This is a genomic window from Microbacterium sp. Y356, from assembly GCF_059445355.1.
This window is the reverse complement of sequence record NZ_JCAIUE010000004.1, coordinates 165,846-181,114: the sequence shown is the minus strand read 5'-3', so window position 1 is coordinate 181,114 and position 15,269 is coordinate 165,846. Positions and strand designations below refer to the sequence as shown.

The following is a 15,269-nucleotide window of genomic DNA, read 5'->3' as shown; positions in this document are numbered from 1 at the left end:
ATGAGCGCATAGTCGGTGACAGAAGCCCGGTTGTGGCGCGCAGTTCCGCGAAAGTACTTGTCCGTTCACACGGAAGAGGTCGTGGGTTCAAGTCCCGCATCGCCCACCACTTCCAGATATTCGCTGGCGCTGTACCGTGAACGGATGATCCGTGAAATCGCGCGCTGGGCACTGGCCCTCGGTCTTGGAATCATGGGCGTCGCCCACTTCGTACAGTCGAGAGGATTCCGCCCTCTCATTCCGGATTGGGCAACGCGGGCGACAGGGCTCGACGAGGATGCCATCGTGATCGCCTCCGGTGCCGCCGAAGTTGCCCTCGCTATCGGGCTCGTGGCCTTACCGAGAGAGCATCGACGCGTCGGCTGGGCAACAGCTGCACTCTTTGTCGCCGTCTTTCCCGGCAACGTGCACCAGTGGCGAACACAGCGATCGACGCCTGGTCTGGACACAGACAGGAAACGGTTCGTTCGGTTATTCATGCAACCGGTCCTGATCGCCTGGGCCCTATGGAGCACGCATCACCGACGTACTCCCAGCCGCCGCTGATACGGTGACCGCGCCGGCATCTTGTCGGCACCAGGGAAGACTTCTTGTCGACCAACGGGTGCTCTTTGGCCATTTCGTTCTCCGTCGCCTCCTCTGTGAGAGCTTGAGGAGACCCATGTCTACCCCGTCCCTTCCCCGTTCCATCGACCCCTCAGCGCAGATTTGGGCCGAGCCCATTCCCCTGCCGGTAGGCACAACGGCCGTTGTCTACTGCGAAGGCCAGTTCGGCGAGCAAGACGGCAAGACCGCCAACGGACTCGTGCGCCACTCTGAGAAGTACGAAATCCTCAGCGTCATCGACAGTCGCCATGAGGGTATGGATGCCGGCGCTTTTCTTGACAACGCACCCAACGGCATCCCCGTATTGGGTAACCTCGCTCTCGCCATCGCGCACGCGGGCGTCGTGCCCGACTACTTAATCTGCGGCGTTGCCCCGGCGGATGGCTTGCTCTCGGCGGCCCAGCGCATCGTGCTGCTCGACGGCATCGCGCGAGGCATGCACATCATCAACGGCCTTCACGAGTTCCTCAACGACGACGCGGAGTTCGCAGCCGCGAGCCTGCTCGCCGGAGTCACCATCACCGACGTGCGTCGTCCCCGCGATAAGAAGGACCTGCATCTCTTCTCCGGCCGCATCTTCGACGTGACCTGCCCGCGGATCGCGATCCTCGGCACAGACGGCGCGATCGGCAAGCGTACGACAGCGACGCTCCTGGTTCAGGCCCTCAACGATCACGGCATCCGTGCCGTCATGGTCGGTACCGGACAGACCACGATCATCCAGGGCGGCCGATACGGTGTCGCTCTCGACGCGCTTGTCCCCCAGTTCTGCTCTGGAGAAGTCGAGAACCAGGTGGTCGCCGCGTTCGAGGGCGAGAACCCGGACATCATCATCGTCGAGGGCCAGGGCGCGCTGAGCCATCCGGCGTATCTGACTTCCGCTCACATCCTCCGCGGCAGCCGCCCGGCTGGCGTCATCGTGCAGCACGCCCCTGCACGACGTGTGCTCGGGGATTTCCCGATGATGCCGATGCCGACCGTCGCGAGTGAGGTCGCTCTGATCGAGGCGTTTGCGGACACCAGCGTGATCGGTGTCACCGTGAACCACGAGAATCTCACCGACGCGCAGATCGGCGAAGCGATCGACGAGATCGAACTGGAGCTCGGTGTGCCAGCGACAGATCCGTTGACCCGCCCGCTGGACGCACTGGTCGACATGGTGCTTCGCGCGTTCCCTGAGCTGACCCCGACACTCGCTTCCGGCGCCCACTGACGCGAGAAACTCTGACGCGACAGACACTGACGCGAGAGACCCTGACGTCTCACACCGGCGCCACAACACGGCTACGCGCATCACTCCTCGATAACGAGGAGGATGCGCGTGGCCGTTTCGTTCTTAGGCGCGATTCCCGGAATTCGCCGGCTGCGTCTTCGAGAACAGCACCACGATGATGACGGTCAAGCCGACCACGACGTGCGGCAGCCACACGTTCAGCGCCTCATCGGCGAAGCCAAAGAGCCATGGCGACAGCGCGAGGAATAGGCTCGCGACGATATCGAACACCAGGTGAACAGGCATCGGGATAAGCCCGAAGGGACCCCACTCGTACTTGGTGAACAGGCTGTAGACGATCAGTCCAATGCCGAGGACGATCGGAATCACGACGGCGGCGCCGCCGACACTGGAGAAGCCGAACAGCCAGGGGGCGACGATGAGTGCGATGCCGACCAGGTAGTCGAGGACTCCGTGGACTTTAGTAGGGATGAAGCGCATGATTCCTCCAGGTGCTCTGGGCCACGTCATTCGGGCCGCACCGGTTGTTCGGTGCGACGCGTCTGACGGATTGGATGCCGAGAGCCGGGGTTTCTACGCGGTGCTCTTCCAGCCGTAGCGCTGCTTCAGCGCCACAGCCACTTGCGCGAAGCGCGCGCGGTCCAGCACTGCAGCTTCGCGACGCATTCCGTCGACGTGCACGCTGTACAGCTGGTCCACATCCACCCAGGACTCGCGTCCTTGCGCGTCCCATGAGCCGGACCCGATCGACAGGTAGTCCCGGTCGCGCTCATGCGCCTTACTGGTCATACGCACGGCGTAGGCGCGGTCGGACGACTGCCGCCCGATGACGAGTACGGGGCGATCTTTCCCCCGCCCGTCGTTCTCCTCGTAGGGCACCCAGGTCCAGATCACCTCGCCGGCATCCGGTGCGCCGTCGCGGTCTGGCGCATACGAGACCGTGAGGCTACCGATGCGATCCGGATCGATCTGGATCGTCAGCGTGCCAGCCGATGCGCCTGCGTCCTCGGACGCAGCAGGACGTCCCGACTCCTTCTGGGGAGACCGGGACGTCCTGCTGGTCAATGCATTGATGACGATCTGCGCGATTTTGGAGAGGATGCTCTGGGAAGAACTCACCCCGTCACCCTATCGAGACAGGCTGCTCTCACGCGTCGATGAGCGCGTAGCCCTCCTCGCCGTGCACGACCGAGTCGACACCGGCGATCTCGTCTTCGTTGGTGATCCGGAAGCCAATGGTCTTCTCGATCGCGAAGCCGATGATGAACGCGACGACGAAGGAGTAAATCAGCACACCGAGTGCGGCGATCACCTGGACGGCAAGCTGGCTCGCGTCGCCGCCGACGAACAGGCCGGTCTCCGTGGCGAAGAAGCCCAGGTAGATCGTGCCGAGCAGACCACCGACGAGGTGGATGCCGACGACGTCGAGCGAGTCATCGAAACCGAGACGGAACTTCAGCTCGACCGCGAGAGCGCAGACGACACCGGCGAGAGCGCCGAGCAGCAACGACCAACCAGGCGTGAGGTTTGCGCACGCGGGGGTGATGGCGACGAGACCGGCAACGGCACCGGATGCGGCTCCGACCGAGGTGGGCTTGCCGTCCTTGATGCGCTCAACGAGAATCCAGCCGAGGATCGCGGCTGCCGTGGCGCCGAGCGTGTTCAGACCGATGAGGCCGACACCGCCCATGTCCTCCGACAACCATTCGGCGCCGGCGTTGAAGCCGAACCATCCGAACCACAGCAGTGCAGCACCGAGCAGGGTCAGTGGCACGTTGTGCGGCTTGAGGATGCCCTTCTGGAAGCCGATGCGCTTGCCGAGCACCAGTGCGAGTGCCAGCGCCGCTGCGCCGGCGTTGATGTGCACGGCGGTACCACCGGCGTAGTCGATGACGGAGATGCCACTATCTTCGCCGAAGAGCGTCGTGCCCAGGTTCATGATCCAGCCACCACCCCAGACCCACGCGGCGATCGGGAAGTAGCCGACCGTGGCGAAGATACCGGCGAAGATCAGCCAGCTGCCGAACTTCGCGCGGTCAGCGATCGCGCCGGAGATCAGCGCGATCGTGATGATCGCGAACGTCGCGCCGTACGCGACGCCGAGAAGAGCGACGTTCGAGCCTTCCCCTTCGGCAAGACCGCTCAGCCCGAAGTCAGCGAACGGATTGCCCGCGAACGCCGTCGGGCTGTCGACCGCGCTCATCGAGAAGCCGAACAGGATCCAGAGCACCGCCACCAGTCCGATGGAGCCGAAGCTCATCATCATCATGCTGACGACGCTCTTCGCCTTGACGAGTCCGCCGTAGAAGAAAGCGACGCCAGGCGTCATCAGTAAGACAAGTGCCGTGGCGGTAATACCCCACGAGATGTTGCCGGGAGCATCCATAGGAAATCCTCACATCCGAAGTAATTGAGAGCTTCAGTGTGCCGAGTTCCGATTACCAGGACGCGCGTTGCGTGTTTCCTCGGTGTTACACGCGGGGCCGGTGTGTAACCATCGCGTTACGCGCTGCTCGGTGCTTTCGCAGAATGTGTGAGTGCGTTCAGCCGGGAGATAGCGCGCAGGTACTTCTTGCGGTATCCACCGCCCAGCATCTCTTCCGAGAAAACCTGATCCAGACTGACGCCGGTGGCAATGATCGGAAGCTGCGCGTCATAGACCCGGTCAACGAATGCCACGAACCGTAGCGCCTCGGACTGGTCAGTCAGTACACGCACATCACGAAGACCGACCAGCGACAGGTCATCAATCAATCGGATGTATCGCGAGGGGTGAACCTTGGCGAGATGACGGATGACATCGTCGAACAGATCGTCGGATGCTGCGCCCGCTGCCAGAGCGGATGCGATCCGTGACTGGTACTCGACATCCTCGAAGACGACCGCGTGACCGTCCAGTGCACGCTGGCGGAAGTCGACGCCGTCGATACGGATGGTTTCGAAGCTGTCCGACATCGCGTGGATCTCGCGCAGGAAGTCTTGTGCGGCGAAACGTCCTTCGCCGAGTGCGTTCGGTGGGGTGTTCGATGTCGCGGCCAACCGTGTGCCGGTCGGAACCAGCTCGCCCAGCAACCGGGTCATCACCATGGTGTCGCCCGGATCATCCAGCTCGAACTCATCGATGCAGATCAGATCAGCGCCACGCAGAAGGTCGACGGTGTTCTTGTATCCCAGTGCCCCGACCAGCGCGGTGTACTCAATGAACGAGCCGAAGTACTTCCGCCGTGCGGGCATCGCGTGGTAGATCGATGCGAGGAGGTGGGTCTTGCCCACGCCGAAACCGCCATCGAGGTAGACACCGGGCTTCAGCGCTGGCTCTTTCTTTGCTCGACTGAAGAATCCGCCCCGTTTGGCCGGCGCGCCACGACCGGCGAACCGCTCCAGAAGGCCCTTGGCATCCGCCTGCGACGGGTACGCATCATCTGATCGATAGCTCTCGAACGTCGCGGAGTCGAACTGCGGTGGTGGCACCATGCTCGCGAGCATCTCGGCGCCGGTGACCACTGGCTGTCGGTCAGTGAGGTGCACGGCGGTCGGGCTGAGGTTATCGGGCATGCGTTTCCTGTGTCGAAGTCTTACAGAACGGGTCCGGAACAGACCAAACCGATCTATCGTCGAGGGGACGGCTCAACACTACGCCGTCGCAGCCAGAGCCTTCGCTCGCATACCCATCGAGGAGCGCCACGTGACGATCGAGTTCGATTCTTCTTCTGCAAAGTTCGCCGAGTACTCCGAACCTGGCCGTCTTGTCACTACCGAGTGGCTGGCAGCCCATCTGGGTGATCCTGGGCTCGTCGTCGTCGAATCCGATGAAGACGTGTTGCTGTATGAAACCGGACACATTCCAAGCGCAGTCAAAGTCGACTGGCACACCGAGCTGAACGACCCTGTGGTTCGCGACTACGTCGATGGCGAGGGCTTCGCCCGGCTGATGAGCCGCAAGGGCATCTCTCGTGACGACACCGTCGTCATCTACGGCGACAAGAACAACTGGTGGGCTGCCTACGCGCTCTGGGTGTTCTCGCTGTTCGGCCATGAAGACGTGCGCCTACTCGACGGTGGTCGTGACCGATGGATCGCCGAGGGCCGCGAAGTCACTACGGACGCCCCCGCTGTGACCACGACGGATTACCCCGTCGTCGAGCGTGATGACTCACTGCTGCGTGCCTACAAGGATGATGTGCTCGCTCACCTCGGCAACCCGCTGATCGATGTCCGCTCCCCCGAGGAGTACAACGGTGAGCGCACGACCGCGCCTGCGTATCCCGACGAGGGTGCGCTGCGCGCCGGCCACATCCCCACCGCACAGAGCGTGCCGTGGGGCAAAGCTGTCGCAGAGGACGGCGGATTCCGCACCCGTGCTGAGCTGGATGCCATCTACCGCGACGGTGCCGGCCTCAGCGACGGCGACGATGTAGTCGCCTACTGCCGTATCGGAGAGCGCTCCAGCCACACCTGGTTCGTCCTCAAGCACCTCCTCGGCTTCGAAAAGGTGCGCAACTATGACGGTTCTTGGACCGAGTGGGGCAGCGCCGTACGGGTGCCGATCGTCATCGGCTCCGAGCCTGGCACGCTCTGAGCGTGTGACAATTGCTGGGATGAGCACCACGCACGTTCCCGACACCCTCGCGGAGATCCGCGACGACTTCCTCGAACTCCCCGAGTCCGATCGTCTTCAGCTGTTGCTGGAGTTCTCCTACGAGCTTCCGGCGGTCTCGGAGGAGGTCGCGAACCACCCCGAGATGGGCGAACGGGTCGCAGAGTGTCAGTCCCCCGTCTACATCTATGTCGAGGTCACAGACGGCGTCGTCACCATGCATGCGACCGCGCCGCCCGAGGCGCCGACAACGCGCGGATTCGCCAGCATCCTCGTGCAAGGAATCTCTGGCCTCAGCGTCGACGAGGTGCTCGCGATCCCGGACGACTATCCGCAGTCGATCGGGCTCACCCGCGCTGTGTCACCGCTACGGATCGGTGGGATGACCGGGATGTTGATGCGCGTGAAGCGACAGGTCACTCAGAAGCGCTGAAACCGTTGGCACTGACCCAGTCGGTGATCGCCGCGGTCCAGCCCATCTGGTCATAGTTCCAGAGCTTCGTGTGCCGTGCCACGGTGAATCGTGGCATCGTCACGAGGTCGGGTCGAGCTTCCGCAAGAGCATGCGAGGCATCTGCCGGCACGAAGCCGTCATCGTCACTGTGCAGCACCAGAATCGGCACAGTGAGCTCATCAGCTCGCGCGACCATGTCGAGCTTGTCGAACGGGATCGCCTCCGCTGAGCCGCTGAGACGCGCCGTCAGCGGCGACGACAGTGCGTTCATCGCCAGTACGGGGAACGGATCTCGGATGCCGGATTCTCGCGCCTGGAATCGCAGCACGGTGCGCCATTCGACGACGGGCGAGTCAAGCACGAGGCCAGCGATCTTCTCGCGGTGCGCGGACGATACAGCCGTCTGCAGCGCTATTGCACCACCCATCGACCAGCCCATCAGCAGCACACGCTCGGCGCCGTGGCGAAGCGCGTACCCGATCGCGGCATCCACATCGCGCCATTCCGACGCGCCCAGTGCGTACGACCCACCACGACTGCGCGGGGCCTCGCCGTCGTTGCGGTACGAGACGACAAGATTCGGCAGCCCCATAGCGTGGAACACCGGCACTGCGCGCAGGCACTCGGCGCGCGTCACACCACGACCGTGCACCTGGATGACCCAGGTCGATGACTCGGCCGGAAACAGCCACGCAGGGCACGGACCGGCGGGCGATCCGATCAGCACGGACTCCCACGGCAGATGCAACTCGCTCGGCGTCGAGTAGTACCAGCCGCTGAACGACGCGGCACGATCGAGCTTCGCCCCCGTCTCGACGTGTGTCAGCAGCTTTCGTCGCACCCGCTTCGAATCCGCACTCAGCACCGCACCGAGCTTCACATAGCCCATCGTGCCGGTAGTGAACAGTCCGTATCGCCCCGGTAGCTCGGTATCGGGCGTGCGCGTGAGCTCGATCGTCTGCGCGCCGGTGTCGACCGCCAGAATCTCGGTGTCAGCGACACGAACACCCGGTCTGACCACCTTTCGGGCGATCGAAAACACGAGGAACATCACTGCGGCGCCCAGAGCGAGCAGCGCGGGTACCAAGAGTGCAACGGCGTGCCTGAGACTTTTCATCGCTTCCTGACTCTAGCCTGTTGCCGTGACCGCACACCCCGATGCCGGAGCGCACTTCGAACGTGCCGCAGCAGAACTGCGCGACACGGTGTTCCGTGATGACATCGTGGTGCGTGAGATTCCGGCGCCGCAGGGGCTCGCACCCTTCGCCTTCGCGCTCGCCGCTGACGTGCGCCCAGACGACCATGGCGATTCGATCTATGGCACCGGACGCTTCGTGCTTCTGCACGATCCAGACGAGCCCAATGCATGGGGCGGTGCGTGGCGTGTTATCACTTTCGCGCAAGCACCGCTGGAGCCTGAGATCGGCACCGACCCGCTGCTGGCAGACGTGACCTGGTCATGGCTCGTCGATGCTCTGGAATCTCGGGATGCCGTCTATCACGCAGCATCCGGAACCTCAACGAAGACCCTGTCAAAGGGATTCGGCGGATTGTCCGATGAAGGCGACGGCGCGCAGATAGAACTACGCTCGTCTTGGACGCCGGAAGGACCATTCCGGCCACACGTAGAAGCATGGGCCGAACTCGTCGGCATGCTCGCCGGGCTTCCGCCCGGGTCAGAGAACATCGCCGTGTTCGGCGCGCGAAAGGCAGGTCGTGGCTGAGTACACCGTCATCGAGGATCCGACCGAGTTCAGAGCAGCGTGTGAGCTGCTCGCGGCAGGAACCGGACCGGTTGCTGTCGACGTCGAACGGGCATCCGGGTTCCGCTATTCGCAACGCGCATACCTCGTGCAGGTGTTCCGTCGTGACGCGGGCGTATTCCTGTTCGATCCCCCAGCGATCGGTGATTTCTCGCCACTACAGGCTGCCATCGGCGACGTCGAATGGGTTTTCCATGCCGCCAGTCAGGATCTCCCCTCTCTGCGTGAGCTCGATCTGGAACCGGCGAGCATCTTCGACACCGAACTCGCTTCCCGTCTGCTCGGCCACGATCACGTCGGTCTCGCGGCCGTCGTCGAGGAGACCCTCGGCATCACGCTCAAGAAGGAACACTCCGCCGCTGACTGGTCAACAAGGCCACTGCCGAAGACCTGGCTGGACTATGCGGCCCTCGACGTACTTCACCTGATCGACGTCCGCGATGCCATCGCCGCTGAGCTCGAGGAGCAGAACAAGACCGAGTTCGCGCGACAGGAGTTCGCAGCGACGCTGGCTCAGCCCCCGCGGCCGCCGCGCGAAGACCCCTGGCGTCGCCTCAGCGGACTACACCAGGTCAAGGGCGCACGGGGCCTCGCCATCGCTCGCTCGCTGTGGGAAGCACGCGAAGAGTACGCCCAGCAGCAGGACACCTCTCCAGGGCGCCTCGTCCCCGATCGCTCGCTGGTCGGCGCCGTGCTGGCGAATCCCCAGAGCAAGCAGGCACTCGCCAGTGTGCAGGCATTCACCGGCCGGGCCAGCCGTTCGCAGCTGGATCTGTGGTGGCAGGCGATCGTGCGTGGTCGCGAAGCTGAAATTCTCCCCCGCGTGCGCGTCTCCAGCGATGCGCTGCCGCCGGCTCGCGCATGGGCAGACCGTAACCCAGAAGCTGATGCCAGGCTCAAGCTTGCGCGGCCTGCCGTCGAGGCTCAGGCGGAAGAGTTGGCGATGCCAACGGAGAATCTGCTCAAGCCGGACATACTGCGCCGCCTGGCCTGGACTCCCCCGGAACTGACGACGGATGCCATGGCCAGTACTCTGACGGAACTCGGCGCTCGACCGTGGCAGATTGAGCAGACTGCACAGAAGATCGTGGATGCCTTTGTAGAAGCAGCGCAATCGCCTGATGAGGCTGTCGCCTCCGAGTCGTAGGTTCGAACCAACCGATGCCCGCCGTCTCGTCCAGCCTCCTAGGCTGAGGTCATACCCAACCTTGGAGGCAGAGTGGCCGAGATCTCGGACGTCTTCTTCGTCGATGGAGTGCGCACCCCGTTCGGGCGCGCCGGCGAAAAAGGCATGTACTGGAACACCCGCGCAGACGATCTCGCTGTGAAGGCGACGATCGCTCTGATGGAACGCAACACAAGCGTTCCCGCTGACCGCATCGATGACGTCGCGATCGCGGCAACATCCCAAACCGGTGACCAGGGGCTGACCCTTGGTCGTTCTGTGGCCATCCTCGCCGGACTTCCCAACACTGTGCCCGGCCTCGCCGTCGAGCGCATGTGCGCCGGGGCGATGACCAGCGTCACCACGATGGGCGCATCCATCGGAATCGGCATGTACGACTTCGCCCTCGCCGGCGGCGTCGAGCACATGGGGCATCACCCGATTGGTGCCAACGCCGATCCGAACCCGCGATTCGTGTCGGAGAAGATGGTCGACCCCGGTGCGCTGAATATGGGCGTCACCGCCGAGCGCATCTTCGACCGTTTCCCGCATCTCACGAAGGAACGCTCCGACCGCTTCGGGATGCGGAGCCAGCAGAAAGTGCAGGCTGCATACGACGCGGGCAAGATCCAGCCCGACCTCGTGACAGTGGCCACCAAGGGCGCCGACGGCGCCTGGGGGCTCGCCACCGAGGACGAGGGCCGCCGCCCGCAGACCACGATGGAAGATCTGGCATCTCTCAAGACGCCGTTCCGCCCACACGGTCGCGTGACCGCTGGCACCTCGTCACCTCTGACTGACGGTGCGACCATGTCGCTGCTGGCCGGTGGCGGCGCCGTCAAGGAGTTCGGACTCGCACCCAAGATGAAGATGGTGTCGTTCGCCTTCGCCGGCGTTCAGCCGGAGATCATGGGTATCGGTCCGATCCCCTCGACAGAGAAGGCTTTGAAGAAGGCCGGTCTCTCGATCGCCGACATCGGGCTGTTCGAGCTCAACGAGGCGTTCGCCATTCAGGTCATCTCATTGCTCGACCACTTTGGCATCGCCGATGACGATCCTCGGGTCAACCAGTGGGGCGGCGCGATTGCGCTCGGGCATCCGCTCGCAGCCTCCGGGGTGCGTCTGATGATCCAGCTCGCGGCGCAGTTCGCTGAGCGACCTGACGTGCGCTACGGCCTCACCGCCATGTGCGTGGGTCTTGGCCAGGGCGGCTCCGTCATCTGGGAGAACCCCCACTACGACGGCAAGAAGCGGAAGTGACACACGTGACCGACTACGAAGCGATCGACTTCTCCCCCATCTTCGCGCTCGCCGATGATGAGGTCATCACGCACTCGGTCGTGCGCGATGTCCGCCTCGCATCCGGCAAGGTGCTGGCGCTGATCACGCTCGACAACGGCCGTGATCACAACAGGCCCAACACGCTGGGACCTGCCACCCTCACTGAACTCGGCGAGACTCTAACGACGCTCAAGGCTCGCGCAGCAGCTGGCGAGATCCAGGCCGTCGGCATCACCGGCAAGCAGTACATCCTCGCCGCCGGCGCCGATCTCTCCGACATCTCCAAGGTTGGTTCGAAGGAACAGTCCCTGCTCATCGCGCAGCTCGGGCACAAGGTCATCGGTTCGCTCAGCGAGCTCGGTGTTCCCTCGTTCGCATTCGTCAACGGCCTCGCGCTCGGCGGTGGGCTCGAGATCGCACTGAACTCGACCTACCGCACCGTGGATGCCTCGGCGGCCGCCATCGCGCTGCCAGAGGTGTTCTTGGGCCTCATCCCCGGCTGGGGTGGCGCGTATCTGCTGCCGAACCTTATCGGCATCGAGAATGCCCTCGAGGTCGTAATTTCGAACCCGCTGAAGCAGAACCGGGTGCTAAGGCCGCAGCAGGCGTTCGACTTCGGGATCTTCGACGCGATCTTCCCGGCATCGACCTACCTCGAGAAGTCGCTGGCTTGGGCCGATGGTGTGCTCGGAGGCAAGAAGGTCGAGCGTAAGAACGAGCCGGGCAAGCTCGAACGCCTCACCAAGTGGCCCATCGCCATCAAGATGGCACGAGGGATGCTGGAATCGAAGATCGGCACCGTCCCCAAGTCGCCGTATGCCGCGCTCGACCTGCTCGACAAGGCAAAGAGTGGCACGAAGGCCGAGGGGTTCGCGCGTGAAGACGCGGCGCTGGCCGAGCTCGTCACTGGCGATCAGTTCGCAGCATCCATGTATGCGTTCGATCTCGTGCAGAAGCGCGCCAAGCGTCCCGTCGGTGCGCCCGACAAGGCGCTGGCGAAGAAGGTCACAAAGGTCGGCATCATCGGCGCCGGCCTCATGGCCAGCCAGTTCGCGCTGCTGTTCGTGCGCAGGCTCCAGGTGCCGGTTCTCATCACCGACATCGACCAGGCGCGCGTCGACAAGGGTGTTGCCTACATCAACGAGGAGATCGGCAAGCTCGAGGCCAAGGGCCGTCTTGACGCCGACAGCGCCAACAAGCTGCGCGGTCTTATCCACGGCACCGTCGACAAGAGTGAGTACGCGGACTGCGACTTCGTCATCGAGGCGGTGTTCGAGGAGATCGGCGTCAAGCAGCAGGTGTTCGGCGAGATCGAGCAGTTCATCGCTGACGACGCCATCCTCGCGACCAACACCTCCTCGCTGTCAGTCGAGGAGATCGGAGCGAAGCTCGCTCACCCCGAGCGTCTTGTCGGATTCCACTTCTTCAACCCGGTCGCGGTCATGCCGCTGATCGAGATTGTGAAGACACCGGGCACGAACGAACAGACTCTGTCTACTGCCTTCGTTGTGGCACGTGGACTCGGGAAGAACGGTGTTCTGACGGCCGACGCACCGGGCTTCGTCGTCAACCGACTCCTCGCGAAGGTCATGGGTGAGGCCGCACGCGCCGTCTACGAAGGCACACCCATCGCCGACGTCGAGAAGGCTTTCGGTCCGCTGGGGCTGCCGATGGGGCCGTTCCAGCTCATCGATCTCGTGGGCTGGAAGGTTGCCGCGCACGTACAGGACACCATGGTTCGGCACTTCCCTGAGCGCTTTTACGCGAATGAGAACTTCCATGTCCTGGCTGAGCTTGACCGCGTCGTCGAGAAGGACAAGGGCGGTCGGGTAACCGGATGGACGAAGGCCGCTGAGAAGGCTCTCAAGGGCGCTGTCGGATCCTCACCAGCATCCGCCGACACGATTCTGCGTCGAGTGCAGGACGGCCTCACACAGGAGATCAAGCTCATGCTCGACGAGGACGTGGTACCTGAGGTCGAGGACATCGACCTCTGCCTGATCCTCGGGGCAGGATGGCCGTTCATCGATGGCGGCGCCTCGGCGTACCTCGATCGTGAAGGAGCATCAGAGCGCGTCTTCAAGGGCACGTTCCACACCCCGCCGATCCGGGGCATCGCGAACAGCTGAGCAGTTCACAACGAAAGCGGGGCGGCCTTCGGGCCGCCCCGCTTTGCTGTTCCCGCGTCCCAGGTGAGCTCGTCTGGGCGCGCTCAGCGCCGATCGTGCAGCGGCAGGTCAATCGCGCCGGTCTCCCCCGCGTTGCGGGCTACTGGGATGCGAGTGCCGAGTACCTGGGCGACGACATCCTGCGCAATCTTGGAGGCCGTGAGTCCGGCATCCGCCAGAATCTGGTCACGGGATGCGTGATCGATGAACTCGTCCGGAAGGCCCAGTTCATCGACCGCCGTGTCGATTCCTGCTTCTCGAAGCACCTGTCGCACGCGCGTTCCGATTCCGCCGACGCGGATGCCATCCTCCAGGGTGATGACGAGGCGATGGCGGGCGGCGAGCTCGACGACAGACTCCCGGACCGGGATCGCCCACCGCGGGTCGATCACGGTGGCGCCGATGCCCTGCGCGCGCAAGCGTTGGGCAACATCCATCGCCATCGAAGCGAACGGACCGATGGCAACGATCAGTACGTCCTCGCTCTCGCCCCTTGAGAGCACGTCGACGCCGTCATCGAGACGCTCGATCGCGGGCAGATCTTCTGCGACCGACCCCTTCGGGAAGCGAATCACGGTCGGCGCATCGTCGACGGCAACCGCTTCGTCCAGCGCTTCCTTCAATCGCGTGCCATCACGCGGCGCAGCGATGCGGATGTGCGGCACGATCTGCAGCATCGCGAGGTCCCACATGCCGTGGTGGCTCGGCCCGTCAGGACCGGTCACACCCGCACGATCCAGCACGAAGGTCACGCCAGCCTTGTGCAGCGCGACATCCATGAGCACCTGATCGAATGCGCGCCCCATGAACGTGGCGTACATCGCCACGACGGGGTGCAGACCGCCGAAGGCGAGCCCAGCGGCTGAAGCCACGGCATGCTGCTCAGCGATCCCGACGTCGTAGACCCGGTCGGGGAAACGCTCGGCGAACGGTGCGAGACCGGTCGGGCGCAGCATGGCTGCGGTCATGGCGATGATCTTGGGATCACGCTCGCCCACGCCGACGAGTGCATCAGCGAACACGTCGGTCCAGCCGATCCCGCTGCTGCTGAGTGGCTCGCCGGTCACCGGATCCATGCGGTTGACGGCATGGAACTGATCCGCTTCGTCATCCAGCGCCGGCTGGTACCCGCGACCCTTCTCCGTAATCGTGTGAACGATCACCGGTGCGCCGTATGACTTCGCGAGCTCGAGTGTCTCGATGAGCGCGGGCAGATCGTGACCGTCAACGGGGCCGAGGTACTTGATGTCGAGGTTGGAATACAGCGCCTCGTTGTTCGTGAAGCGCGAGAGGAATCCGTGCGTCCCACCGCGGAGCCCACGGAACATCGCGCGTCCGACAGGCCCGAATGCGCGGAAGAGTCGATCGGAGCGGTGATGCAGGTCTTTGTACGCGCCAGCGGTGCGCACACGGTTCAGATACCGCGACATTCCGCCGATCGTCGGCGCGTAGGAGCGGCCGTTGTCGTTGACGACGATGACGAGATTTCGGTCATTGTCGTCGGAGATGTTGTTGAGTGCTTCCCAGGTCATTCCCCCGGTGAGCGCACCATCGCCGACCACTGCAACGACGTGGCGATCAGCACGCCCAGTGGCCGTCAGCGCCCGAGAGATTCCATCAGCCCAGCTCAGCGAGCTGGAGGCATGCGAGGACTCCACGACGTCGTGGGGGCTCTCACTGCGCTGCGGGTAGCCTGCCAGGCCGCCACGCACGCGCAGCTCTGAAAAATCTTGACGTCCGGTGAGCAGCTTGTGCACATAGGACTGGTGCCCGGTATCGAAAATGATCGGGTCGTTCGGCGACTCGAACACCCGGTGCAAAGCGATTGTGAGTTCAACGACGCCGAGGTTCGGACCGAGATGCCCACCTGTGCGCGAGACGTTCTCTACGAGAAAGGAGCGCACCTCCGCTGCCAACGCATTCAGCTGAGTCGTACTCAGCCCGTCGAGGTCCCGCGGACCCGTGATGCCGGGAAGAATGGGCATCAACACCTCCTGAGCA

Annotated in this window: 14 protein-coding genes; 8 read left to right on the top strand and 6 right to left on the bottom strand. The window is 63.8% G+C overall.

Going from position 1 to position 15,269, the window contains the following annotated elements; translation table 11 throughout:
- Positions 1 to 144: 144 nt before the first annotated feature.
- Positions 145 to 546, top strand: coding sequence for a DoxX family protein (locus AC1C2Q_RS18080; RefSeq protein WP_495451246.1), 402 nt, complete (start codon positions 145 to 147; stop codon positions 544 to 546).
- Positions 547 to 661: 115 nt separating this feature from the next.
- Positions 662 to 1,819, top strand: a complete 1,158-nt coding sequence (locus AC1C2Q_RS18075; RefSeq protein WP_495428855.1) for an N-acetyltransferase DgcN family protein — start codon at positions 662 to 664, stop codon at positions 1,817 to 1,819.
- 123 nt (positions 1,820 to 1,942) lie between these two features.
- Here the strand turns inward: AC1C2Q_RS18075 and AC1C2Q_RS18070 are convergent, their stop codons facing one another.
- From AC1C2Q_RS18070 to zapE, 4 genes are all read right to left on the bottom strand, one after another.
- Positions 1,943 to 2,320 (bottom strand): SPW repeat domain-containing protein, encoded by a 378-nt coding sequence (locus tag AC1C2Q_RS18070; protein WP_495451244.1) that lies wholly within the window; start codon positions 2,318 to 2,320, stop codon positions 1,943 to 1,945.
- Positions 2,321 to 2,413: 93 nt separating this feature from the next.
- On the bottom strand, positions 2,414 to 2,959 hold the full coding sequence (locus tag AC1C2Q_RS18065) for a type II toxin-antitoxin system PemK/MazF family toxin (RefSeq protein ID WP_495451242.1): 546 nt from the start codon (positions 2,957 to 2,959) through the stop codon (positions 2,414 to 2,416).
- 28 nt (positions 2,960 to 2,987) lie between these two features.
- Positions 2,988 to 4,226: an ammonium transporter gene (locus AC1C2Q_RS18060; RefSeq protein WP_495428852.1), complete on the bottom strand. Its 1,239-nt coding sequence runs from the start codon at positions 4,224 to 4,226 to the stop codon at positions 2,988 to 2,990.
- A 116-nt stretch (positions 4,227 to 4,342) separates the two neighbouring features.
- A complete protein-coding gene (gene zapE / locus AC1C2Q_RS18055; protein WP_495451241.1) occupies positions 4,343 to 5,395 on the bottom strand; it encodes a cell division protein ZapE in 1,053 nt (350 codons plus the stop codon).
- A 130-nt stretch (positions 5,396 to 5,525) separates the two neighbouring features.
- Here zapE and AC1C2Q_RS18050 point away from each other — a divergent pair, with 130 nt between their 5' ends.
- Both AC1C2Q_RS18050 and AC1C2Q_RS18045 read left to right on the top strand, forming a co-directional pair.
- Positions 5,526 to 6,419, top strand: a complete 894-nt coding sequence (locus tag AC1C2Q_RS18050; RefSeq protein WP_495451240.1) for a sulfurtransferase — start codon at positions 5,526 to 5,528, stop codon at positions 6,417 to 6,419.
- 19 nt (positions 6,420 to 6,438) lie between these two features.
- Positions 6,439 to 6,870, top strand: a complete 432-nt coding sequence (locus AC1C2Q_RS18045) for a SufE family protein (protein WP_495451239.1) — start codon at positions 6,439 to 6,441, stop codon at positions 6,868 to 6,870.
- On the opposite strand, the gene AC1C2Q_RS18040 is transcribed toward AC1C2Q_RS18045, so the two are convergent.
- A complete protein-coding gene (locus AC1C2Q_RS18040) occupies positions 6,854 to 8,008 on the bottom strand; it encodes an alpha/beta hydrolase family protein (RefSeq protein WP_495451238.1) in 1,155 nt (384 codons plus the stop codon). The genes AC1C2Q_RS18045 and AC1C2Q_RS18040 overlap by 17 nt on opposite strands.
- A gap of 25 nt (positions 8,009 to 8,033) precedes the next feature.
- Between AC1C2Q_RS18040 and AC1C2Q_RS18035 the strand changes: the two genes are divergently transcribed.
- The 4 genes from AC1C2Q_RS18035 to AC1C2Q_RS18020 all read left to right on the top strand — a co-directional run bounded on the left by AC1C2Q_RS18035 (position 8,034) and on the right by AC1C2Q_RS18020 (position 13,229).
- Complete coding sequence (locus AC1C2Q_RS18035) at positions 8,034 to 8,615, top strand: DUF3000 domain-containing protein (RefSeq protein WP_495428847.1); 582 nt, start codon at positions 8,034 to 8,036, stop codon at positions 8,613 to 8,615.
- Entirely contained in the window at positions 8,608 to 9,801 is a 1,194-nt protein-coding gene (locus AC1C2Q_RS18030; RefSeq protein ID WP_495428846.1) for a ribonuclease D, read from the top strand. The genes AC1C2Q_RS18035 and AC1C2Q_RS18030 overlap by 8 nt, the downstream gene beginning before the upstream one ends.
- Positions 9,802 to 9,873: 72 nt before the next feature.
- Positions 9,874 to 11,079: a thiolase family protein gene (locus tag AC1C2Q_RS18025; protein ID WP_495428845.1), complete on the top strand. Its 1,206-nt coding sequence runs from the start codon at positions 9,874 to 9,876 to the stop codon at positions 11,077 to 11,079.
- A gap of 5 nt (positions 11,080 to 11,084) precedes the next feature.
- The gene (locus AC1C2Q_RS18020) at positions 11,085 to 13,229 is read left to right on the top strand and encodes a 3-hydroxyacyl-CoA dehydrogenase NAD-binding domain-containing protein (protein ID WP_495451291.1); all 2,145 of its coding nucleotides are present in this window, start codon (positions 11,085 to 11,087) and stop codon (positions 13,227 to 13,229) included.
- 83 nt (positions 13,230 to 13,312) lie between these two features.
- On the opposite strand, the gene dxs is transcribed toward AC1C2Q_RS18020, so the two are convergent.
- On the bottom strand, positions 13,313 to 15,253 hold the full coding sequence (gene dxs, locus AC1C2Q_RS18015; RefSeq protein ID WP_495451237.1) for a 1-deoxy-D-xylulose-5-phosphate synthase: 1,941 nt from the start codon (positions 15,251 to 15,253) through the stop codon (positions 13,313 to 13,315).
- Positions 15,254 to 15,269: the final 16 nt, after the last annotated feature.

What these genes read in the sequence shown, in the direction of transcription:
- AC1C2Q_RS18080 (WP_495451246.1), top strand. Translation starts at nt 145, where the DNA reads ATGATCCGTGAAATCGCGCGCTGGGCACTGGCCCTCGGTCTTGGAATC.
- AC1C2Q_RS18075 (WP_495428855.1), top strand. Translation starts at nt 662, where the DNA reads ATGTCTACCCCGTCCCTTCCCCGTTCCATCGACCCCTCAGCGCAGATT.
- AC1C2Q_RS18070 (WP_495451244.1), bottom strand. Translation starts at nt 2,320, where the DNA reads ATGCGCTTCATCCCTACTAAAGTCCACGGAGTCCTCGACTACCTGGTC.
- AC1C2Q_RS18060 (WP_495428852.1), bottom strand. Translation starts at nt 4,226, where the DNA reads ATGGATGCTCCCGGCAACATCTCGTGGGGTATTACCGCCACGGCACTT.
- zapE (WP_495451241.1), bottom strand. Translation starts at nt 5,395, where the DNA reads ATGCCCGATAACCTCAGCCCGACCGCCGTGCACCTCACTGACCGACAG.
- AC1C2Q_RS18045 (WP_495451239.1), top strand. Translation starts at nt 6,439, where the DNA reads ATGAGCACCACGCACGTTCCCGACACCCTCGCGGAGATCCGCGACGAC.
- AC1C2Q_RS18040 (WP_495451238.1), bottom strand. Translation starts at nt 8,008, where the DNA reads ATGAAAAGTCTCAGGCACGCCGTTGCACTCTTGGTACCCGCGCTGCTC.
- dxs (WP_495451237.1), bottom strand. Translation starts at nt 15,253, where the DNA reads ATGCCCATTCTTCCCGGCATCACGGGTCCGCGGGACCTCGACGGGCTG.